Here is a 22,051-nt window from a genome sequence, read left to right as displayed (position 1 = left end):
AGCCAGGCGACGATTCTCCAATACACCGATTAATTGCTGGGGCTGCCCATTCATAAAAACAAAACTCATTTTTCCACTACAGGACTTCAGCGATTTGAACGCATCAAAATAAAGGACCGAAGGGAACGTATCAAAACGAGGATGGTACGTTTTTAAACAGGTGTGCAGGACACGCAGAACGGTTACATCAGAGACAAAGCAGCGATTGGCAATTTCTTTTCTTGTTGTATTCTTCACCAGCTCCAAGGCAATTTGAATCTTTAATTCCTTCGAAAGATAGCAGTTTTCATCCACCCAGTTTGTCTGAGCATTGAATGTCGACTGACATTCTTTACAGTAAAAACGTGTACGTACCAAGCGTAATTCTGTTTTTGTTGCTCGATAAGGCAAAAGTTGGACTTTTGTTTTATGTGAGCCATTCTTGATAATTTGTCCTTCATTTTTGATGCCACATTTATGGCAATGGCTTGGTATATAGCTAAGTTTGGCATGGATAATATTGGTGCGAAACCCCTCTTCTTCTATAGTCTCTAACCATTCTTCTTCGAAGAATAAATTTTCATCTGTTAAACCTAACAATTTTCTAGTACAAGGATCCATGGAGATATCCTTTCTTGGTTTGGTTTTATTTTAGACGACTAAATTCTACCAGTTAGGCTATCTCTCTTTCTATCTTTTTTTACAAAAAAAGTGTCAGTAGAAATTCCGTAGATTTTCCATCAACACTAAATATTGTAGAACCAAGGAGTTGTTGATTTTTTTTTGGTGTGTCTTTCTATTTTTAGTTTTTTCTTATTATCATTACTTTTGTTAGATTCAATGCGCATATTTTTTATTAAGGATCTGTTAGCTGTTGTTTTTCTTGTTGTGTTTCTATATATATTATACGTTTAGTGTGGGATTACCTATTATGAAAAAAACGAAAAAAGAAACAGTAAACTATGATAGATATTTTGAATCATAAAAAATGAAAGAATTAGATGTGTGGCTATTGAATAAGAAGTTGTTATTTTTTGTTAGTTGCTTGTTGGTGAGATTATTGATTTCTTATGTCTTTTCTCAATTGATGGATAAGATGTTTAAAGGGTGGATTACATTAGGTATTTTGGGAGTAACTTGGTTCAAAAGAAAAAGTAAATCTATTGTTTACAGACAAAATATACAAAAATTATAAGTCCTTAGCTCAATTAAGGAATTGGCTACGAGTACAAAAATACCCACTCCAGAGAGAGCGGGCTTCCTTTGAAAGGAGATTAATGAAAAAATTTCTTGGATAGTTAGATTATAAAATATGAAATGAAATTTTTCAATTGTTATCTTACTGAATCTAATCATTTACTGTAAGATTCAGCGGAATGCATAAAATTCATCTTGACAAATTATCTTTTATTTCTAAAATCAATTATAGATTTTGGTTGTTTTTCTTTCGCTTTCTCAACTGAGGGTGTTCTTTTGATTAATATTATTGTAGAAAGACAAACTATATTAAGTCAAGCACAATAGAAAAGGTTTGAATAATGTAGTTTTTATATGGTTTGAAGGCATGATCAAGATATCCTAGGCAACGGGAATTTTTGAAAAGATCAGTTAACGATCATTTTCTGCTCCTCATAAGGTTTATTATCTTTCAGTAGTTGATAAATAATCCGCACCAGTTTTCTTATGACATGACTAATTGCGACATTATAGTGTTTTCCTTCCGCTAGTTTTTTTCTGGAAGTAGACATGCATAGATGGTAACCAAATAGACATGAGCCTGGCGGACTCATGCAATGCCCCACGTAATTGCTAGGATCCACGTTTGACCATTCGTCTAGTTTCCGTTTTATTCATTCCAGAAGTGGAGACGGAAGGTTCTGCACCTGCATAAGCAAGCAGCTGATTCGATGAACGGAAATTCTTAATATCATGATTTTCGGCAAGAATGACACTCACTAACTTATAGCCAATGTCAGGAATCGTTAAAATAGGCGAATTGATTTCACTCATTAATCGAGAAACTTCCTTTTCTGCATTGTCTCGTATAGTTGTAAAATACTTGGCATCAATAGTTTGAAGGAGTTCAAATTTTAACGCAGGAGATTCTTGACCAATGGAGTTTTGCGCGATGGCTTTGAGCGTGACTGCCTGTTTTTTTCTAAAGCGACCCTTTGAGTGCGCTGAAATAAGATTAGTTAGCTTTGTTAAATGTGCATTCCCTAGCTTTTTAGCAGAGGGATATTCTTTTAGTATTGCGTATACATAGGATTGGTGTTTCGCAGAAGAAGAACCCAAAGAAGGTGCGAGTTCTGGAAAGAGAATGTCTAGAATGCGTGTGCAGCTTACTTTTTTTCGAGTACAATCCTCTTTTAATCTGGCTGTATGTCGAGTTAAATACTTCAACTCAATCATTGAAGGGGTAGCACTAAATGATAGTTTATCAAGATCTGTTCGTAGTTTTCGAGCGATCGTCATGGCGTCTTTTTTTCGGTTTTGCTTTTTCGTAAACTTTGATTCTTGGCAAATTCTTTAATTAAGTACGGATTATAGCTATAGGTTGGGTATCCTTGCGCCAGAAGTAAGCGGAGGATATTGAAGCAATAATGCCCTGTATCTTCTAAGGCGATTTGAATGTCTTCACCGGTTGTTTTCTGCAAATTGTCAAGCGTTATTTGAAGCTTCGTAAACCCTTCACGGTTATTTTCGATTTGAAGGTGACGGACAAAAATCGTTCTTTCAGTATCAATGACCGCTAAGTCATGTTTATGCTGGGCAACATCAATTCCAACATACAACTAAGGATCACTCCTAATCAGATAAAATTTACGCTGTGCTCCACCTACTCTTTGCTTATGTAACCTTGTGATCAATCAAGCGTCACGAACTGATGTCATGCGCCAACAAACTTATTAACAATCTGACAAAGAGCTGTGGCTATAGCCTTTCTACAAAAGTATTCCAGAGTAATCTGGTGGAAGTAGTACTAGTCCACAGCGCTTAACTCAATTATTGATAAAATAATAGCTAATTAAAACGGAATAGCTGATTAATTGAGTAATCTAAATATACAAGGAATGTAAAATGAAAAGAAAATATGTTTTGGATGTTTTAGGAATTATACTAGGCATTTGTCTTTATTCATTATCAATTTGTGTAATCAATATTCCCAATAAATTAGGAGAGGGTGGAGCAACCGGTATTGCATTGATTCTAAAGAGTTTGTGGGCAATTGCCCCTTCTCTATCAATTCTACTTATTAATTTACCATTGTTGATAGTGTCTTTTTTCGCGTTAGGAAAAAAAACAATATTAAAAACCTTATTTGGAATGTCTATATTAACAGTGTCTTTAAATTTTTGGACACAGCTTATTCCTTCCCCACCTCAAATCAATCTATTTCTTTCAAGTATAGCAACTGGAATACTGTCTGGCTTAGGCTGCGGTATAATATATCGTTTTGGGGTGGAAGTACTGGTGGAACAGATATTTTATATCTATTATTAGAAAAATATTTTGGTATAAGAATTGGTACTAGTCTATTATGTATTACCGTAATTATACTTTTATTATCACTAAGCTACATGAACTATTCTCAGTTTTTATTTACTTTGATTAGTTGTTTCATTTTCTCAAAAACAGTAAATTTTGTGAAATATACTCAGTTTCAAATTCCGTATTAGTATTTTGAATGAGCTACTTACCATGGAGCTAAACCAAACAGAGCATAAAGAAAATAACTAGTTTGAAGAGCTTAGACAGAAGATAGAGACTGCAAAACGCGAAAATAAAAAAAAGAAAAGAGTGATGATTTAAATAAAGATACGAAAACAAAGTCTCTTTATACCAAAGACATTGATGACAATACAGGATATGAGATATTAGCTGAAAAAAATAAAGACTATATAGGATGGCTTACAATACCTGATACCCCAATTGATTATCCTGTAATGAGTACACCTGATAATCCAAATTACTATTTAAGAAGAAACTTTAAAAAGGAATATTTACTAAATGGAACGCCTTATATTGGAGAAGGTATTGGTCCAGATAAAGAATGTTTTATTATATACGGACATCATATGAAGAATGGTTCGATGTTTGGTACGTTGGAGAAGTATGAGGAAGTTGGATATAAAGATTCACATCCATTTATCTATTTTAATATAATAGGGGAGAGTAGAAAATATGAAGTGATAGGTGCTTTTCGTGTAGATTTGAAAAATCCCCATTTTGATTATTATGGGGATCTGTCAGTAGAATCTTTTGATGACTATATAAGCAAACTTTCTGAAATTACTCTATATGGGGAGGTAAAAGATATTAGATATGGAGAACCGGTTCTTATGTTATCTACTTGTAGCTATTTTGTAGAAGAAGGAAGATTTATTGTTGTAGCTAAAAGAGTACGATAATAAATGAGTCCTGAATTTATATTGTAGTTGTAAGCTAAAAAAACAGTGTGATTATATAGATGAAATAAAAAAAGTATATTAATATGTGATTAATATTACTTTGTAAAATGTAAGGAGAAGATATAGGTAGATGCAGAGGATATATTTAAAAAAGAATGTATACGAAGCACTACTTGAGCGTCTACATTTTGTATTTAAAGAATTCCTGTGATTTATACTTCTTTTTCAGGCGGAAAAGATAGTGGATTGCTTTTAAATATTCTATTAGATTTTAGAGATAAGTATTATCCTGAAAGAGAAATAGGGGTATTTCATCAAGATTTTGAGGCTCAGTATGGTGCGACAACAGAATATGTAGAGTCTATTTTTTCAGAACTTGAGAAAAAGAAAAAAATGTAAGATTGTATTGGGTTTGTTTACCTATGGCTACAAGAACAGCACTTAGCATGACTATGAAATGTATTGGTATCCATGGGATGATAAAAAAGAAGATTCATGGGTTCGGCCTATGCCAAGGCATGACTATGTAATCAATTTAGATAATAATCCAATGACCACTTATCATTATCGAATGCACCAGGAGGACTTGGCAAAACAGTTCGGCAGATGGTATAGACAATTAAGTGGAGATAAAAAGACGGTTTGTTTACTTGGTATTAGAGCAGATGAATCTTTACAAAGATATAGTGGATTTGTAAATAAAAAATATGGTTATAAGAATAAGTGTTGGATCACAAAGCAATTTAAGGATATGTGGGCAGCTTCTCCTCTTTATGACTGGTCTGTAGAAGATATATGGCATGCCTATTATAAGTTTGGGTATAGATATAATTATTTATATGATTTGTACTATAAAGCAGGATTATCGCCTGCACAAATGAGAGTAGCGTCTCCTTTTCAAGATTATGCAAAAGATACTTTAAATCTTTACAGGGTTATAGATCCTACTGTGTGGGTAAAACTTTTGGGTAGAGTTAAGGGAGCTAATTTTGCTAATATTTACGGAAAGACAAAAGCCGTAGGGTACAGAAATGTGACACTTCCTGAAGGGCATACATGGAAATCTTATACACAGTTTCTTTTAGCAACCTTACCGGTTAGACTCAGGAATAATTATATTAGCAAATTTAATAAATCAATTTTTCTTTTGGCATAATACTGGTGGAGGGTTAGAAGAAGAAACAATTAAAGAATTGGAAGAAAAAGGCTATAATATTGAAAGAAATGGTGTTTCAAACTATACCATTTTTAAAAAATTCCCGAATTATTTTCTTAGGTAAAATTCCGGATCATACAGATGATATTTTAAGCACAAAAGATATTCCTAGTTGGAAAAGAATGTGTTTTTGTATTTTTGAAAAATGATCATATTTGTCGTTTTATGGGGTTTGGCTTAACTCGTGAACAACAAAGAGTAGTAGATGCTATAAAGCAAAAATATAAAACGAGTTTGGAGGAATTGGAACGTGAGTAATTTTAAAAAGTCCGGTTTATCAAATTCAATCTATCCCAATAGAAAAAATATTTCCTAATGATTATAATCCTAATACTGTAGCACCGCCAGAGATGAAACTTTTGTATGATAGTATTAAATCGGATGGATATACCATGCCGATTGTGTGTTATTACAATGTGGAAGAGGATAAATACATTATCGTAGATGGATTTCATAGATATCGTATCATGCTTGATTATTCTGATATTTATGAAAGAGAAGAAGGAAGACTACCTGTTTCTATCATTGATAAAGCACTTGATCATAGAATGGCATCTACTATCAGGCATAACAGGGCAAGAGGTAGCCATGATGTTGATTTGATGAGTAATATTGTAAAAGAACTGCATGAGTGTGGTAGAAGTGATAATTGGATTGCAAAGCATTTAGGGATGGATAAAGATGAAATACTAAGATTAAAACAGATAACAGGTTTAGCGACTTTATTTAAGGATTATACATTTGGAAAAGGCGTGGGAACCAGAAGAGTTTGAGGAACAGTTGAACGAATAGTCTAGATTGAAAATATTGGCTCTTTGTCAATAGGGATTGATGAGTTGTGCAAAATCAAACGGCTCCTCGTCATTTAGTGTTGGTAGAGAAAAACACTAAATGACGAGGAGCCCATTTTTGAAAAGAGTGAAAATTAACTAGTTAACTTGTGTTACATCCCTATGTAAAAAGAATAAAAAAAGAAATCTAGTTTGTACTGTTAGTCTAATATATAAGAAGAGAGTGCAAGATGAATCATTGCTTGGGAATATTTATGATTTTACCGTATATAGTGGTCTGTTTTTCAGTTTTTTCTTGTAGCTGGGAAGCACGATTTATCATTATTGATGTGAAAATAAGTGGAATTGTCGATGATGTACGAGGATATGGCTATAAAAGAAAGACAAGAGCGTATGGGGCTTTTGGGGATTTACAATCAAGAAAAAACGAGTGTTAAGTCTAATGGTAATAAGTCAAGATGAAAATTGAGCAGTTTTTTTATTGAGTATTCTATTTTGAAGTGCATTCCACTGAAATCGACCAAAGTTAAAAGTAATCAAAACAAAGAGGATAGTATGGTAAGACAGAGATAGCGAGGATAGAATCATATAACCGATAGATACAGAAACGAGTTCAGAAAATGAAGGTGGAGGAATTTTTGGTAAACAAAAACTCCCTTAAAGCTCAGAAGATTAGAGATCAAGGAATTTTACACGGTATGAATCAAAGAACTTCAACTGCACCATGGTCGTCATGTACATGTTGTAAACGGCCATTCACTAAATAATCTGTATGATTACCATGAGGCACTTGTTCATGGCCACAATCTGGATGATGTTGACAAACTGCTTCTACATGATTACAGATGCCTGGATTTTTTTCATTGACTTCTAACGTACATTGGTCCCAATGATCTTCATAACCATTATGCACGTAATCAACGTGATTTTCGTGTGTATGATGCTCCATGTAATCGTTCCCTTTTTCTTTGAGATTGATTTTTATACGATTAGTTTATCAAATAAATGAACATATGTGAATATGTGAGGAGGAGAATGATGATTTCAGAGGAATAACAGAAAAAATAGGCGATATTTTTTCTGTTTTGAGTAGACCAACACGAGTGACTTTTTTTATTTTAACAAGAACAAGCGAATGTCTCTAAAATTGTTTCTCATGTAAGTATTTCACAATCAGGTGTTTCGCATCAACTAAGGATTTTAAAAGAATATTATTTAGTCAAATCCACACGTGAAGGCAAAGAAATGGTTCATCCTCTATGTGATAGACACGTCAGTTCTATATGTTAACAAATTTTAGAACATATACAGGAAAGTTAAATAAACATGAGGAATAGCAGTGAAAAAAGACTACAAATTTTTAGAACTATAAGGAGGGATAAAATGAACCAGCCGCATAGAGCGTTTATAATCCACGTATGGGAAGTTTATCGGTTCCTTTAGAAAAACTAAAAAAGAAGGAGAAGAAATAAGATTATTTAGTTTCTCTCTATTTCAGGAGAACGTAAGTTATTGAGTGAGTTTGCTTTACAGGCAGGATAAAAAAACAATATGGGGGAGGAAAAGCCATTGCTTTTCTAAGTGCGATTATTCAAGAATTAGGGGAGGTGGAAGAATGGACAGGAAAAATGATTGAAAATGACTATAGTCTTCTTTTATGCTAGAGACAAAAAAGTATTTGATAAAAATTATTTTATGAGAAAGTGAGGACATGATATGAAGTCATTGTGTATTGGACAAGTAATTACTGCTATAACAGTTCATGGAGAACGATTTACTGGAAAGGTAGAACGATTGAATGAGCATACGGTGATTTTAAGCAATGCTTCTTCTTTCGCACGTGTGGTTGTATCTGAAAAAGAATTAAAAAAACAAGGATGGACATGGGAGAAACCGCATCGAAAAGGTACATTAAGAGATGGAAGGATTATTTGATAAATATATTAATTGGGCATTGTTTCCAGCAATACCCAATTAATATAAGGAGAATAGCGGAGGAAGGGGAAGCCAGGGAGAAGTACGCTTTCAAACAGAGTGTAGGGGAGCTAAAGGGTATGTCAATTGGCTGAAAAAAGGCTTTCTTATAGGAACTCTGTAGGGAATCAGAGAAGAGATTTTTCACATAACTAGGCAGAAGTCGCACATCCTCTATAGATGGGTGATGAATGCCTAATTATGTTAAATATGCTTAGTTTTGAGGATGATTGCATTTTTTGACTATTTCAGAATAAATTATTGCATTTCATAGTTAAATATACTAAATAATTAATAGAGATTATTCTCAAATAATTATTCTAATTGGAGGAAATGATATGTCATTAATTGGAAAAGAGATTGGTTTATTCGAAGCGAAAGCTTATCACAATGGAAAATTTATCGATGTTTCATCAGAAGATTTTAAAGGAAAATGGAACGTTGTTTGTTTTTATCCTGCAGATTTCTCATTTGTTTGTCCGACAGAACTTGAAGATTTGCAAGACCAATATGCATCATTAAAAGAATTAGGCGCAGAAGTTTATTCTGTATCAACGGATACCCACTACACCCATAAAGCGTGGCATGATCATTCTGATGCCATCAATAAAATCGAATATATCATGATTGCAGATCCTTCTCATGTGATCTCAGAGATCTTTGATGTACTAGATGAAGCTTCTGGGTTGTCTCAACGTGGAACATTCATCATCGATCCAGATGGCGTAGTCCAAACAGTTGAGATCAATGCGGACGGTATCGGTCGTGATGCTAGTGGTTTGATTGATAAAATCCGTGCAGCACAATATGTCCGTACTCATCCAGGTGAAGTATGTCCTGCAAAATGGAAAGAAGGCGAAGAAACTTTAACGCCAAGCTTAGACCTTGTAGGCAAGATTTAGGAGGCTCTCATGGCATTAGATAAGGCAATCAAAAAGACCAACTGACGCAGTATCTCGCGATGCTAGAATCAGAGGTTGTTTTTGCGGCAACTTTAGGTGAGGATGATTCTTCCACGAAAGTACGTGAATTCTTAGAAGAAATCGCAGAAATGTCGCCAAAAATCACTATCCAAGCTGTAGCAAGTGAACGGACACCAAGCTTTTCGATCAATCGTCCCGGTGAAGAAAGCGGCATTGCTTTTGCTGGTTTACCGTTAGGACATGAGTTCACTTCATTTATTTTAGCGTTGCTTCAAGTAAGCGGTCGTCCGCCGAAAATTGATGAAGCACTACAAAAGCGCATCAAAGCGATCGATAAGCCATTACATTTTGAAACCTATGTCAGTTTGACCTGCCATAACTGTCCGGATGTTGTTCAAGCGTTAAACATTATGGCAGTGCTAAATCCTTCCATCAGTCACACCATGATCGAAGGTGGGATGTTCAAAGAAGAAATTGACAAGAAAAAAATTATGGCTGTGCCAACAGTCTTTCTAGATGGCGAAGAATTTGCAAGCGGCCGTCAAACGATCGAACAATTATTGGAAAAAGCAGCTGGTCCAACGAGTAAAGATGACTTTGCTGAAAAAGAGCTTTTCGATGTTTTGGTCGTCGGTGGCGGACCTGCAGGTGGAAGTGCAGCGATTTATGCGGCGCGTAAAGGTATCAATACCGGGATGGTCGTAGAAACGATGGGTGGCCAAGTGATGGAAACCCTTGGTATCGAAAACATGATCGGTACTCCTTATACCGAAGGACCAAAATTAATGCGTCAGGTAGAAGAGCACATCAACGAATACAAAGTCGATGTCATGAAAGGGCAGCGTGCCAAGGATATTCGTCGCAATGATGTCATCGAAGTTGAATTAGAAAATGGCGCAGTATTAAAAACCAAAACGGCTATTTTAGCAACCGGTGCTCGCTGGCGCAACATCAATGTTCCGGGAGAAAAAGAATTCAAAAATAAAGGTGTTGCCTATTGTCCACATTGTGACGGCCCGTTATTTGCTGGGAAAGAGGTTGCTGTCATTGGCGGCGGAAACTCTGGGATCGAAGCAGCGATCGATTTAGCTGGCATGGCAAAACACGTCTATGTTCTTGAATTTTTACCGGAACTAAAAGCGGACCTTGTGCTACAAAACCGCTTGAACACGTTAGAAAATGTGACTGTTATTACGAATGCGGCAACGAAGGAAATTGCTGGATCCGATCATGTCGAACAATTGACCTACGTTGATCGTGAAACGAATGGTGAATTCACATTAGCTGTTGAGGGTGTCTTCATCTTGATTGGCTTGATGCCGAATACCGAATGGTTAAAAGATCGCATCGTTTTAAACGAACGCAATGAGATCGTCGTAGACAAACACGGCGCAACCAATATTGAAGGGGTCTTTGCAGCAGGGGATTGTACCGATAGTGTATACAAACAGATCATCACTTCAATGGGTTCAGGTGCGACTGCGGCATTAGGTGCCTTTGATCACCTGATTCGCTCATAAGGAGTTAGTATTTAATTCTATATAGTTTAGGCTTGCCAATATTTAGTGTTGGTAGGGAAAGATACAACTGAAAATTTAGTCATAACCAGTTAGGCAGAGTGCTTAACTGGTTTTTGTAGCTCTTTGTTAATAAGGACTAAAGTCAGTAAATATCCACCCGTTTCACGGGTGGATATTTAACAGCCCTAGAAGGGCTCACCACTCGCTAGCCCCTTAAAAGGGGCTTTTTAAATGACCACCAACCGCTCACAGCCCTATCTCTCTTTAACTATTTAAATGGATCTACATACTCTTGTTTACTTATACTATCTCTTATTCGATCATCTGCTTTTTGTTCTCGAATATATTTTTCAATTGTTTTTTGATTTAACCCAACCGTACTCACGTAGTATCCTTTAGACCCAAAGCTTATATTCCCATACTTATATTTCAAATTCGCATGTTTTTCATGGATTAAAGTTGCACTTCGTCCTTTTAAGTAGCCCATAAAACTTGAAATACGAATCTTTGGTGGTATTCTTACTAACAGTTGAATATGGTCAGGCATTGCATAAGCTTCAATGATTTCAACATCTTTCATCTCACATAATTTCCTTAATATTTGACCAATACTTACTCTTAACTTTCCATAAATCACTTTTCGCCGATACTTCGGGGTGAAGACTATGTGAACCTTACAATTTCATCTTGTATGTGCTAAATTTTTATCGCTAAAGCTATTTCGTCCACGCGTAGAAACGTGAGGTTTTTTTGTTTCGTACGCTACGCGAACGAAACTGACTAAAGTCAATAATAAAAAAAGTGTTGGTGGAAAATCTACAGATTTTCTACCAACACTAAATATTGTAGAACCTTAATTTATCTGCCATACTGTTACAAAATTTTTAGCTTCAGAAAAATTCATATTCGCTTCTGATTGAATGTTGGTAAGATAATTTTTCGTAAATAATTTGTTTCATCATAAGAATCTTTTTAGTGTTTGTAGATTATTAATAAGCGCAATTTAGCAATGATATCAGATGACGGTATCTAGTAACAAAAGAGTCAAAATAAATGAATATGTAAAAAAGCTATTTAGATTCTGCACCGAACTCATTAAGTAATTGGTCAAATATGAATTCTTCAATAGTAGTGTAATTACTTTTTTTTATACGAGTCAACATAACTCGCCAGGGTATTGGTTGATGTATAGGTAAAGCAATCATATTTTTTAATGGGTATTGTTCAATAAGTGGGTAAGGAACAATTGTAATAAATTCATCATTGATTTTAGTAGAATTTAATAGAAAATCCCATGATTTAGATGTCAAAACTATGTTTTGGTAAATATTGTGTTTTTTAAATTTTTCTTTTATCAAATGATGTATCATAAAAGTTTCATCAAAAATTGCCATTTTTTCATTATGTAAATCTTCCCAATATAATTTTTTTCTCGAACTAAGCTTGTGTTGTGAAGACATAAATATAGCTAATTCAGATTCTTGAATCAGATATGAGTCTATTATATTTTTTTTAATTCCTTCAGGATCAAGTAGTATTGCTATATCAATATTATTTAATAGTAGCTCACTTTTAAGCTGATAAGCCCCTAGTTCTTTTATATAAAACTGAATATTGGGGTTATTTAGAATCAGGTTAGGCATAATTGTGGAAAAAACAATAGATAATACAAGCGGGGGAATACCTATGGTGATTTTTCCTTGGATATCCTTTTTACATGTATGGAGATTTTCATTTAGCTTATCAAAAGATCTTAATACTTCAATAGCATTTTGATAAAATATTTTTCCTGTTAAGGTAAGACTTGTTAATTTATTGGATTTTCTATTAAATAATTTTATTCCCTGCTTTTTTTCGTATTCAGTAATCATAATACTCAATGCAGGTTGAGACAAGTATAATTTTTCCGCAGTTTTTTTCAAATTAAAATCATTTTCTACTATACTAATAAAATATCTTAAATGTTTTATATTTTCCATCAAAATCTCCTTATGAAAAACTTATGTAAAGTCCATTATTTATTTCTTTTTGATTTAAATTTTATCAGAGTAAAACTTGGCGGTAAATAAAAAATATTTATATAAAGATAAATAATAAGTATTTTTCTTCTTTTTTTTTTATTGATAGAATAAAGTACAACAAAAAGAAAGCGCTTTAAGATGAGGAGGCATTATTAATTATGTGCAAAGAAATTGTAATTACTGCTGCTTTGAGAACTCCAGTGGGGGCTTTTGGTGGTGCTTTTAAAACAGTTTCCGCAGTTCATTTAGGAAAAGTAGTAGTCGAAGCATTGTTAAAAGAAAATAGGCTAAATCCCGAACAAATTGATGAGGTGATTTTTGGGAATGTATTGCATGCAGGATTAGGGCAAAACATAGCTAGACAAGTATCTATAAATGCAGGGATTCCAGATAGTAAGCCGTCTTTTACTGTTGATATGGTCTGTGGATCAGGGTTAAAAGCTATTGAATTAGCAGCGCAGAGTATCAATTCTGGAGAAGCAGAGATAGTTGTCGCTGGCGGTACAGAAAATATGAGTCAAGCAGCATATGTTTTACGTAATGGTAGATGGGGAGCTCGATTGGGAAATACAAACGTTGTTGATACTTTAGTCAATGACGGACTGACAGATGCTTTTCATAAATACCATATGGGAATTACAGCTGAAAATATAGCTTCTAAATATGGGATTTCTAGAGAAGAACAAGATTATTTTGCTTTAAATAGTCAACAAAAAGCTACTGAAGCGAAACAAAAAGGTCTTTTTAAAGAAGAAATTGTACCGATTTTAATTCCACAAAGAAAGGGAGACTCCATTTTAGTAGAAGAAGATGAATATATTAAAGAAACGACAACATTTGATAAGCTTCAATCTTTAAAACCTGCTTTTCTTGCTGATGGCAGTGGAACTGTTACAGCAGGGAACTCATCTGGGATAAACGATGGGGCTGCTGCAGTGATAGTAATGTCAAAAGAAAAAGCTTTAGAATTGAGTCTTCCCATTTTAGCAACAATAAAAAGTTACGCAAGTGCAGGAGTGTCACCTGATTTGATGGGGACTGGACCGATTCCAGCTACTAAAAAAGCATTAGCTAAAGCAGGATGGGAGGTTAAAGATTTAGAGTTGATAGAATCTAATGAGGCATTTGCTGCACAAGCGATAAGTGTTTGCCGAGAATTAGGATTTGATTCAAATATTGTGAATGTTAATGGAGGGGCTATTGCTCTAGGACATCCAATTGGAGCAAGTGGTGCACGTATCTTAGTTACCCTGTTACATGAAATGAAAAGAAGATCAGTACATAAAGGATTGGCAACTTTATGTATTGGTGGGGGGCAAGGTATGGCGTTGTTAGTGGAAAGATAATTTCTTTTTGAGGTGTGGAAAAATGTGTAAGAAAATTACTATTAATGAAGCTGTTGACTTTATAAGCGATGGAGACACAGTGATGATTGGAGGATTCATGACAAATGGAACTCCAGAAAAGCTAATTGATGCATTGGTAGAAAAAGGTGTAAAAGATTTGACGTTGATTTGTAATGATGCCGGTTTTCCAAACAAAGGTGTAGGAAAAATGGTTGCGAATCATCAGTTTTCTAAGATTATTGCTTCACATATAGGATTGAATAAGGAAGCAGGTCGTCAAATGACTGAAGGAGAAACTAGAATTGATTTAGTTCCCCAAGGAACACTAGCGGAACAAATTCGTTCAGGAGCTTTTGGATTAGGAGGTGTTCTAACTCCAACTGGTATTGGAACATTGGTAGAACAAGGAAAAGAAAAGATTACTGTTAAGGGGAAAACTTATTTAGTTGAAACAGCTTTGAAAGCTGACGTAGCTTTAGTTCTTGCTGATATTGCTGATGAGTCAGGAAATTTATGTTACAAAGGATCAGAAAATAATTTTAATCAACTGATGGCTGCAAATGCCAAAATAACAATCGTTGAAGCAAGGGAAATTGTACCAGTAGGTAGCATTGATCCAATCCATGTTCAAACTCCGGGCATATTTGTAAATTATCTTATTGACGGAAAGGCTGATGAGTAATAATGAAAGTTTTAAGTAAAGAGGAAGCTCAAGAGAGAATCGCTCGTAGAGTTGCTCTTGAATTGCCGAACAATTCCTTAGTAAATTTAGGTATTGGCCTTCCTACAAAGGTAGCTAATTTTTTGCCAAAGGATATAACTATTATGTTACACTCGGAAAATGGTTTTGTAGGTTTAGATAAGGCTCCGACTATTTCTGACCCATCAATTGTTAATGCAGGAGGGCAACAAGCTGGAATTACTCCAAATGGGGCTTTCTTTGATAGTGCTACTTCGTTTGGAATTGTTCGAGGTGGACATATAGATGTTACTGTACTTGGGGCTTTACAAGTTGATGAAAAAGGAAATATCGCAAATTACTTGATTCCCGGAAAGATGGTTCCCGGTATGGGGGGAGCTATGGATTTATTAGTTGGTGCTAAAAAAGTTATCGTAGCAATGGAACATACTAATAAAGGTAAATGGAAAATTTTAAAGGAATGTACTCTTCCACTAACAGCCGCTAAAGTAGTTGATAAAATAATAACAGAAATGGGAGTATTTAATTTGACCAGTGAAGGAATTTTGGTTGAAGAGATTTTTTCCGATTATACATTTGATGAAGTACAATCTGTTACTGAAGCTAAATTATTAAAAAAATAAACTAGAAAAGAGGAATTAAGAATGATAACACAAGTTGTATTTGTAACAGGAGCTGCCAGTGGGATAGGTAAAAAGATTGGAGAGACATTCTTAAAAGAAGGAAAAATTGTTGTCTTTTCTGATATTAATCAAGAGAAATTATCTGAAGTAGTTGAAGAATATAAATCTCAAGGCTTTGAAGCTGATGGTATTGTTTGTGATGTGACAAGTGAAAAAGCAATTAATTCGGCGATTGATACTGTTGTTGAAAGATACAATCGTCTAGATATTTTAGTTAATAATGCTGGACTTCAGCATGTATCTATGATTGAAGATTTTCCTACAGATAAATATCAATTTATGCTAGGTGTAATGCTAGTTGCACCATTTATTGCTACAAAGCGTGCATTTCCTATTATGAAAAAACAAGGATTTGGTCGAATTATTAACATGGCATCGATTAACGGAGTGATTGGTTTTGCTGGGAAATCAGCATATAATTCAGCAAAACATGGTGTTATTGGTTTAACAAAGGTCGCTGCTTTAGAAGCAGCCGACTCTGGGGTAACTGTAAATGCAATTTGTCCTGGTTATGTAGATACACCATTGGTGCGTGGGCAATTTGAAGACTTATCTAAAACACGCAATATACCTTTAGAAAGAGTTTTAGAAGATGTTTTATATCCATTGGTTCCACAAAAGCGTTTGATTGATGTACAAGAGATTGCTGATTATGTATCATTTTTAGCAAGTGAAAAAGCAAAAGGTGTTACTGGTCAAGCTGTTGTTTTAGATGGTGGATACACAGCACAATAATAAATTGTATATAAAGGGAATGCTAATTATTACATTCCCTTTATATATTATGAAAGGAAATACTTTTATGGAAATGTTAGCTTCATTAGGTGTTATTATAGGTATTGCTTCAATAATTTATTTTTCAATAAAGGGAATAAATATTATTATTGCCGCTCCAATGGCAGCATTTTTAGTAGTAGTTTTAAATAATATGTCAATCGTTGATTCACTTTTGGGTACAGAATCTAATAATTATATGGGAGCTTTAGCTAATTATATTGCGAGCTATTTTGCGATATTTTTATTAGGTTCAATTTTAGCAAAATTAATGGAAGTTAGTGGGGCGACGGTTTCAATTGCTGAGTTTATATTAGATAGAGCAGGATATGGCAATCCATATCGGGTGTTAGTAGCGATTTTTATTATAAGTTCTATATTGACATATGGTGGTATAAGCCTATTTGTTGTTATGTTTGCCGTTTTGCCGCTTGCCCGCTCACTATTTAAAAAAATGGATTTATCATGGAACTTAGTTCAAGTGCCTTTATGGTTAGGAATTGCTACATTTACAATGACAATTCTTCCAGGAACACCAGCAATCCAAAATGTCATACCAATTCAATATTTAAATACCTCCTTAACAGCAGCCTCATTGCCAAGTATTTTAGGAACAGTTGGTTGTATTGTTTTTGGTTTAATCTATATGAAGATTTGTTTAAAGAAAAGTTTAATTGCTGGAGAAAATTTCTCAACTTATGTAAAAGAAGATAATGATAAAACAGTATTTGATAAATATCCAAAGTTTTTAGCGAGTATTTTTCCATTAGTATCATTGATATTAGTGGCATTAATAGGAAGTTTTTTTGGAAATGAGTTTATTAAGAAGAACATTATATATGTTGCATTATTAATAGGGATTATTTCTGCTTTAATTTTGTTTTGGAATTATGTTTCTGATAAGATTGCAACAGTGAGTATTGGCGCTAGTGGTTCGGTAGGGCCAATTTTCGCAACTGCATCTGCAGTTGCTTTCGGAGCTGTGGTAATGGTGGCTCCTGGATTTGATGTTTTTTCAGATTTAATTCAAAATATTCCAGGAACTCCGTTAATTAGCTTGACTTTATTAACATCATTGATGTCAGCAATTACAGGCTCTTCCTCAGGAGCATTAGGAATTGTTATGCCTAATTTTGCACAATACTATCTGGATGCAGGCATACATCCAGAAATGATACATCGTGTAGCTGCAGTTGCTTCAAATATATTAACAATTGTACCACAAAGTGGTGTTCTTTTGACATTTTTGAGTTTAACAGGATTGAACCATAAGAATGGATTTAAGCATACTTTTATTACAGTATTTGGAGGTTCATTCATTGCTGAAATAATTATAATTATAGTCGGGGCATTTATCTATTAGTAAGAAAGGATTTGTTTTTTATAAGTTGGGGTGTAATTTATAATAAGAAGGGAAGTAAGTAGAGACTATTTTATTGAGTAATATATTTTGAATTGTATTTTACGAAATTTTTCTAAATCAATCTTTTTATCATTTTTAAGATTTATCATCTGCAACATATAGTTTGTTTGATTGAGATTCTCGGTAGTATTTAGAATTAGTAGTTATAGAATAGTGTATTAATTAGTCGTATATTTTGTGTGATTGAGTCGAGAAGCTGTTTGTATTGATAGTTTGAAATGACGATAACTAATTGTTTAATTAATTGGTGTATCTTTTTTGTGTTTTTTTCACGAACTCGAAGTTTGCCTAAAAAATAAGTTTGAGACAATGTGAATTTGTCTGCCAAACAGTTAAATAGAAGACGGATTTATTATGGTTTTGCAACATTTAGTGTTGGTAGAGAAAGATACAACTGAAAATTTAGTCATAACCAGTTAGGCAGATTGCTTAACTGGTTTTTGTTTTACTTGGAAGATCAAGCTTTGAATGAGATAAATTCGGCATTTAACGCTTTTGAAAGTGTGTTGCATTTATAGTAAGTGTTCTCGACAAAGTGTTGTTTCGCCCGAACCAACTGTTTGATTAGCTGGTAACGAGAGTGCGGGCTAAATGTTGGAGTGCAAGATATTTTTCTTCTTTAACGATAGGATTCACTTGTCTTTGTATACGAAAATAGTTCCCATTATAAAAAGCATCAATTCGATCGTTTTTGTGTCCTTCAAAAATATTACAATATTTTTGAAGCTTAGTTGGTTGTTCGACTGAAACCGTAAGGTTTAGCTGGTTTAACTGGTTTAACTCAAAATCTTCTTTGAAGAACATCGATAGATGAAAGCTGTATAAAGATGTGGCTTCCATACTAATCACTAATTTTTCTATTTCAAAATCTCGAGAAAATTCTAGAATCAATGCTTTGATTTGACTTGCGTCAACCTGACTGTTTTCAAAGGTCGCTTCTTTTAGGACAAGCAACTTTGAGTCGTCTGCCATAAAGCAGGCATCTAATTTTTCGGAACTAGCGTCTAAACCGACAACTAGTTTCATGTGGAAGGACCTCCTTTCATTATTTATTCGGAAATTGCTGGGGTACTGTGGGATATCCCAAAATCACGTTGTCTAACGACAGCCTCGCATAGTAGAGTTTTAATTCATTAAACTTCTAAGCTACCCAATCTCTACTAAGATTGGTAGAAGTTAATGGACTTAGCTAGTGTGTTGGAGGTTATACCAACGGTTCGGGTCACAGTCTTTCGTCGCAGTCTAGCTGAAAGGATCGATAGCGTCTTCTCGTAAGTCCTTTCCAAGGCTTATTATTCAGGAATATCCCTCAGTATCCAAGTAATAATCGTTATTTTATAAAAAAATTTAGGAATAGTCTATAAGGGGAATTGAAGGAATGAAAGTTTCTTCAAAATATATATTACGAGGATCAATCATTTTGATGATTGGAACTATTCAGATCATAGGCATTCTTCAGGAGTAATTTCCAGAATCGCTTCAATCGTCTATACTTTGTCGGTTCCGTTTTTTGAAAGCTGTTCATTGTTTTCATTCGCAACGGATTTAACGCACGAGTGATTTATTGGACAATGTGAAAGCAATCGGTCACGATTTTTACGTTTGGGAAGACCGCCTTTACAAGTTGAAAATAAGGGGCATTCATATCCATTACGATGTATTTCACGTTCGCTCGTGCTTTTCGTGTGAATTTAAGAAACTATGGTTTTAAGAAAGCGATGCGACGATTCTCCAATACACCGAGTAATTGCTGGGGCTGCTCCTTCATAAAAGCAAAACTCATTTTTCCACTGCAGGGTTTCATTGATTTGAACGCATCAAAACAAAGGACCGAAGGGAACGTATCAAAACGAGGATGATAAGTTTTAAACAGGTGTGCAGGACACGCAGGACGGTTACGTCAGAGACAAAATAGCAATCGGCAATTTCTTTTCTTGTTGTATTCTTGGCCAGCTCCAAGGCGATTTGAACCTTTAATTCTTTTGAAAGATAGCAGTTTTCATCCACCAAGTTTGTCTGAGCATTGAATGTCGACTGACATTCTTTACAGTAAAAGTGTGTACGTACCAAGCGTAATTCTGTTTTTGTTGCTCGATAAGGCAAAAGTTGGACTTTTGTTTTGTGTGAGCCATTCTTAATGATTTGGAATTCATTTTTGATGCCACATTTACGGTAATGGCTTGGTATATAGCTAAGTTTGGCACGGGTGAAAAAGATCATTATATTGAAGAAAATCTGAAAGTAGTGCTATAAAATAATAGTTTATTTTATCTATGCCATTACCGACAAATTATATTAGACATTATTTTTCGATGTTAAAAGACTTTACAAAATCGAAGATACGTCTATACAGGATGGAAGTGAATAACAAATACTTGGAAGAATAGATGATAAAAATAGTATTTTTTCATATTATTCTCCCTAGTACTAATTAAGTTTTATTATCTTTACATTTGGTAAATCTAAAAATTCATTATGCATGATTTAAACTTTTAAAATATGTAAAGGAATTAATAATATTTAAGCATAACAAGCTTTCAAGCTTAACCGATTAATATAATATATAATCAAAAAATGTTGGGAGTTATGAGCAATGATTAAGAATGTGTCTATAGTATGTTTATATAAGGAAAAAATCAATGATACGAAAAATCAGACTGTGTACTTGTTTGTTCAATCCGTAGTTAATGTTTTTTTATTTGTCATTTTACAGTGCGCAAAAATGTCTATGAACCTAATAAAAACTGTAAAAAATATCAAATGCTTTATTGATTGCATATGTTTTTTTGCTGTTTATATCAAAAAATATCAATTCGAGTTATAATTATTTTTCTGGGTCAATAATTCGATGTGATTCAAATTTTTGAAATTGAAGTGGTGTTTGACCGGTATGTTTTTTAAATACTTTTGAAAAATGGGATGAGTCATGATAGTTTAATTTGTTTGCAACTTCGTGAGGTGGTATTTGACTCAATAACAAATATTTAGCAACTATGATTTTTGTTTCTGAATATAATTACCAATACTAATTCCTACTTCCTTTTTGAACAGATGACGTAAGTGAGAATTAGAAATATAAAAGTATTTTTCAATATTTGAAACAATATTCGTATCATAAATATGGAGTCCTATATATTGAATAATCTGATTAATAAATGAAGAATACGATTTTTCATTCATTTTATGTATAGACTCCTTAAATTGCATAATAGCGGAATCTCTTATAATTAGAACATCTACTAGCCGTTCTTGTTTCTCAATTTCTTTTGTATAAAAATTTCGTAGAGATAAACTTTTTTTTATGTCTAGTCCTATTTGGATAGTAAACCATGATATTTTTTCCATCAGTAAGATACATTCATTCTTTTCGTCTCGTATAGAATGTGTTTCAGGAATAGGTAAAATTCCCAAAGGAGTCTCATGCTCAAGCTTGTGTAAGGCTGATGAATCGCCTGTGGCTATAAAATTGAGCAAACGATGCTCTGAATAAAAAGAAGTTAAATAAGAATCAAATTCGTTTTTACTCAAATTTTGTATTTGCTTTTTTTGATTTATGATTATTTGTTGTAACAAACTTACATAATATTTTTCTAGATTTAAAAAGAAATAGCTGTCAATAGTAATCAATAGATTCCTAAAATCATCTGATGAAAATGTGGGAATTTGTTTAAGATATTGTTTTTCATATAGTTTATGATATTTTTGAGTTTCTTGTGAATAGAGTGCAGGTCCAACAGCTATAAAATAGTTTTTTAGTGGGAAAACTAACCAAATTTCATTATAATTTCCATATTGAATATCGAGTCTTTTCTCTTTGTCAAAATTTAGTGTAGGTGAGTAAGGAATAGGTGTCTGTTTTTTAAATTTTTTAGTGGTACTTTTTCATGAGATTTATTATAAATCGTAATATCTAACTTAATAATGCTATCAAACTTTAAGATTTTATTTATGTATTCAAAAGATAGTTCCATCAAATTATCTTCCTTTCAGTTAATTATAAGTAAAAGTATAGATCAGACTAAATATGATAATATAAAGATTTTTTATGAAATGTCAACTATTATAATTAAAACATGGATCATGTGAAAAAAACACAAAGCTTTTATGTAAATTTTGATTAATCGCGGTTTTATAAGGCTTTTGTTTGTTTTATATTTAACAATATCTAGGCATTTAAGTATATCGATAGTATTATAATGTTAAATTATTTGTTCAGTTTTCATAATAAAGGAGGACCTGTCTTGTAAAATTTTTTAGTTTAATTCTATCTAAAATATAAATTTTAAGTT

Annotated in this window: 21 protein-coding genes and 7 pseudogenes; 18 read left to right on the top strand and 10 right to left on the bottom strand. The window is 33.7% G+C overall.

Annotation, left to right across the window (positions count from 1 at the left end; translation table 11 throughout):
* From IGI96_RS18050 to IGI96_RS18040, 3 genes and pseudogenes are all read right to left on the bottom strand, one after another.
* On the bottom strand, positions 1–600 hold a 600-nt coding region (locus tag IGI96_RS18050; RefSeq protein ID WP_438785455.1), incomplete at its 3' end, for a transposase family protein.
* 1,188 nt (positions 601–1,788) lie between these two features.
* A complete protein-coding gene (locus tag IGI96_RS18045; protein WP_438785478.1) occupies positions 1,789–1,989 on the bottom strand; it encodes a transposase in 201 nt (66 codons plus the stop codon).
* Positions 1,990–2,349: 360 nt separating this feature from the next.
* Positions 2,350–2,774, bottom strand: a pseudogene (locus IGI96_RS18040) (IS110 family transposase); the annotation flags it as partial.
* A 286-nt stretch (positions 2,775–3,060) separates the two neighbouring features.
* Between IGI96_RS18040 and IGI96_RS18035 the strand changes: the two are divergent.
* The 9 genes from IGI96_RS18035 to IGI96_RS17995 all read left to right on the top strand — a co-directional run bounded on the left by IGI96_RS18035 (position 3,061) and on the right by IGI96_RS17995 (position 6,380).
* On the top strand, positions 3,061–3,483 hold the full coding sequence (locus tag IGI96_RS18035; protein ID WP_438785454.1) for a YitT family protein: 423 nt from the start codon (positions 3,061–3,063) through the stop codon (positions 3,481–3,483).
* On the top strand, positions 3,375–3,659 hold the full coding sequence (locus IGI96_RS18030; RefSeq protein ID WP_438785477.1) for a YitT family protein: 285 nt from the start codon (positions 3,375–3,377) through the stop codon (positions 3,657–3,659). Before IGI96_RS18035 ends, IGI96_RS18030 begins: the two co-directional genes overlap by 109 nt.
* Before the next feature lie 171 nt (positions 3,660–3,830).
* Positions 3,831–4,391: a class B sortase gene (locus IGI96_RS18025; RefSeq protein ID WP_438785476.1), complete on the top strand. Its 561-nt coding sequence runs from the start codon at positions 3,831–3,833 to the stop codon at positions 4,389–4,391.
* 207 nt (positions 4,392–4,598) lie between these two features.
* Positions 4,599–4,790, top strand: coding sequence for a hypothetical protein (locus tag IGI96_RS18020; protein ID WP_438785453.1), 192 nt, complete (start codon positions 4,599–4,601; stop codon positions 4,788–4,790).
* A 58-nt stretch (positions 4,791–4,848) separates the two neighbouring features.
* A complete protein-coding gene (locus tag IGI96_RS18015; protein ID WP_438785452.1) occupies positions 4,849–5,547 on the top strand; it encodes a DUF3440 domain-containing protein in 699 nt (232 codons plus the stop codon).
* Between the two features lie 37 nt (positions 5,548–5,584).
* Positions 5,585–5,671 carry a hypothetical protein gene (locus tag IGI96_RS18010; protein WP_438785475.1) on the top strand — a complete coding sequence of 29 codons (87 nt, stop codon included), beginning with the start codon at positions 5,585–5,587 and terminating at the stop codon, positions 5,669–5,671.
* Positions 5,631–5,756 carry a DUF3440 domain-containing protein gene (locus IGI96_RS18005; RefSeq protein WP_438785474.1) on the top strand — a complete coding sequence of 42 codons (126 nt, stop codon included), beginning with the start codon at positions 5,631–5,633 and terminating at the stop codon, positions 5,754–5,756. The genes IGI96_RS18010 and IGI96_RS18005 overlap by 41 nt, the downstream gene beginning before the upstream one ends.
* Positions 5,746–5,865 (top strand): hypothetical protein, encoded by a 120-nt coding sequence (locus tag IGI96_RS18000; protein WP_438785451.1) that lies wholly within the window; start codon positions 5,746–5,748, stop codon positions 5,863–5,865. The genes IGI96_RS18005 and IGI96_RS18000 overlap by 11 nt, the downstream gene beginning before the upstream one ends.
* Positions 5,865–6,380, top strand: coding sequence for an IbrB-like domain-containing protein (locus IGI96_RS17995; protein WP_438785473.1), 516 nt, complete (start codon positions 5,865–5,867; stop codon positions 6,378–6,380). Before IGI96_RS18000 ends, IGI96_RS17995 begins: the two co-directional genes overlap by 1 nt.
* Before the next feature lie 721 nt (positions 6,381–7,101).
* On the opposite strand, the gene IGI96_RS17990 is transcribed toward IGI96_RS17995, so the two are convergent.
* A complete protein-coding gene (locus IGI96_RS17990; protein ID WP_438785450.1) occupies positions 7,102–7,347 on the bottom strand; it encodes a hypothetical protein in 246 nt (81 codons plus the stop codon).
* Positions 7,348–7,538: 191 nt separating this feature from the next.
* Between IGI96_RS17990 and IGI96_RS17985 the strand changes: the two are divergent.
* From IGI96_RS17985 to ahpF, 4 genes and pseudogenes are all read left to right on the top strand, one after another.
* Positions 7,539–7,688, top strand: a pseudogene (locus tag IGI96_RS17985) (ArsR/SmtB family transcription factor); the annotation flags it as partial.
* A 426-nt stretch (positions 7,689–8,114) separates the two neighbouring features.
* Positions 8,115–8,333 carry a hypothetical protein gene (locus IGI96_RS17980; RefSeq protein WP_438785449.1) on the top strand — a complete coding sequence of 73 codons (219 nt, stop codon included), beginning with the start codon at positions 8,115–8,117 and terminating at the stop codon, positions 8,331–8,333.
* Positions 8,334–8,710: 377 nt separating this feature from the next.
* Entirely contained in the window at positions 8,711–9,274 is a 564-nt protein-coding gene (gene ahpC / locus IGI96_RS17975) for an alkyl hydroperoxide reductase subunit C (RefSeq protein ID WP_438785448.1), read from the top strand.
* A gap of 9 nt (positions 9,275–9,283) precedes the next feature.
* Positions 9,284–10,815 (top strand): annotated as a pseudogene (gene ahpF, locus IGI96_RS17970) (alkyl hydroperoxide reductase subunit F).
* Between the two features lie 268 nt (positions 10,816–11,083).
* Here the strand turns inward: ahpF and tnpA are convergent.
* Both tnpA and IGI96_RS17960 read right to left on the bottom strand, forming a co-directional pair.
* Positions 11,084–11,524, bottom strand: a pseudogene (gene tnpA / locus IGI96_RS17965) (IS200/IS605 family transposase); the annotation flags it as partial.
* 361 nt (positions 11,525–11,885) lie between these two features.
* The gene (locus tag IGI96_RS17960) at positions 11,886–12,794 is read right to left on the bottom strand and encodes a LysR substrate-binding domain-containing protein (protein ID WP_438785447.1); all 909 of its coding nucleotides are present in this window, start codon (positions 12,792–12,794) and stop codon (positions 11,886–11,888) included.
* Between the two features lie 200 nt (positions 12,795–12,994).
* Here IGI96_RS17960 and IGI96_RS17955 point away from each other — a divergent pair, with 200 nt between their 5' ends.
* The 5 genes from IGI96_RS17955 (at position 12,995) to IGI96_RS17935 (ending at position 17,702) form a co-directional block, all read left to right on the top strand.
* On the top strand, positions 12,995–14,182 hold the full coding sequence (locus IGI96_RS17955) for an acetyl-CoA C-acetyltransferase (protein WP_438785446.1): 1,188 nt from the start codon (positions 12,995–12,997) through the stop codon (positions 14,180–14,182).
* Between the two features lie 22 nt (positions 14,183–14,204).
* Positions 14,205–14,864, top strand: coding sequence for a CoA transferase subunit A (locus IGI96_RS17950; RefSeq protein WP_438785445.1), 660 nt, complete (start codon positions 14,205–14,207; stop codon positions 14,862–14,864).
* A gap of 2 nt (positions 14,865–14,866) precedes the next feature.
* A complete protein-coding gene (locus IGI96_RS17945; protein WP_438785444.1) occupies positions 14,867–15,505 on the top strand; it encodes a 3-oxoacid CoA-transferase subunit B in 639 nt (212 codons plus the stop codon).
* Positions 15,506–15,526: 21 nt separating this feature from the next.
* Positions 15,527–16,300, top strand: coding sequence for a 3-hydroxybutyrate dehydrogenase (locus tag IGI96_RS17940; RefSeq protein ID WP_438785443.1), 774 nt, complete (start codon positions 15,527–15,529; stop codon positions 16,298–16,300).
* A gap of 67 nt (positions 16,301–16,367) precedes the next feature.
* Positions 16,368–17,702, top strand: a complete 1,335-nt coding sequence (locus IGI96_RS17935) for a GntP family permease (RefSeq protein WP_438785442.1) — start codon at positions 16,368–16,370, stop codon at positions 17,700–17,702.
* Between the two features lie 538 nt (positions 17,703–18,240).
* On the opposite strand, the pseudogene IGI96_RS17930 reads toward IGI96_RS17935, so the two are convergent.
* The 4 genes and pseudogenes from IGI96_RS17930 to IGI96_RS17915 all read right to left on the bottom strand — a co-directional run.
* Positions 18,241–18,788 (bottom strand): annotated as a pseudogene (locus IGI96_RS17930) (IS110 family transposase); the annotation flags it as partial.
* 388 nt (positions 18,789–19,176) lie between these two features.
* Positions 19,177–19,964 (bottom strand): annotated as a pseudogene (locus IGI96_RS17925) (transposase); the annotation flags it as partial.
* A gap of 622 nt (positions 19,965–20,586) precedes the next feature.
* Positions 20,587–20,736 (bottom strand): AraC family transcriptional regulator, encoded by a 150-nt coding sequence (locus IGI96_RS17920; protein ID WP_438785472.1) that lies wholly within the window; start codon positions 20,734–20,736, stop codon positions 20,587–20,589.
* Positions 20,737–20,753: 17 nt separating this feature from the next.
* Positions 20,754–21,617 (bottom strand): annotated as a pseudogene (locus IGI96_RS17915) (YSIRK-targeted surface antigen transcriptional regulator); the annotation flags it as partial.
* Positions 21,618–22,051: the final 434 nt, after the last annotated feature.

This window comes from Enterococcus sp. DIV0421, from assembly GCF_051713745.1.
In the GTDB taxonomy this organism is placed as follows: Bacteria; Bacillota; Bacilli; order Lactobacillales; family Enterococcaceae; genus Enterococcus_D; species Enterococcus_D casseliflavus.
The sequence above is the reverse complement of the archived record's forward strand: the minus strand, read 5'-3'. Positions and strand labels throughout refer to the sequence as shown.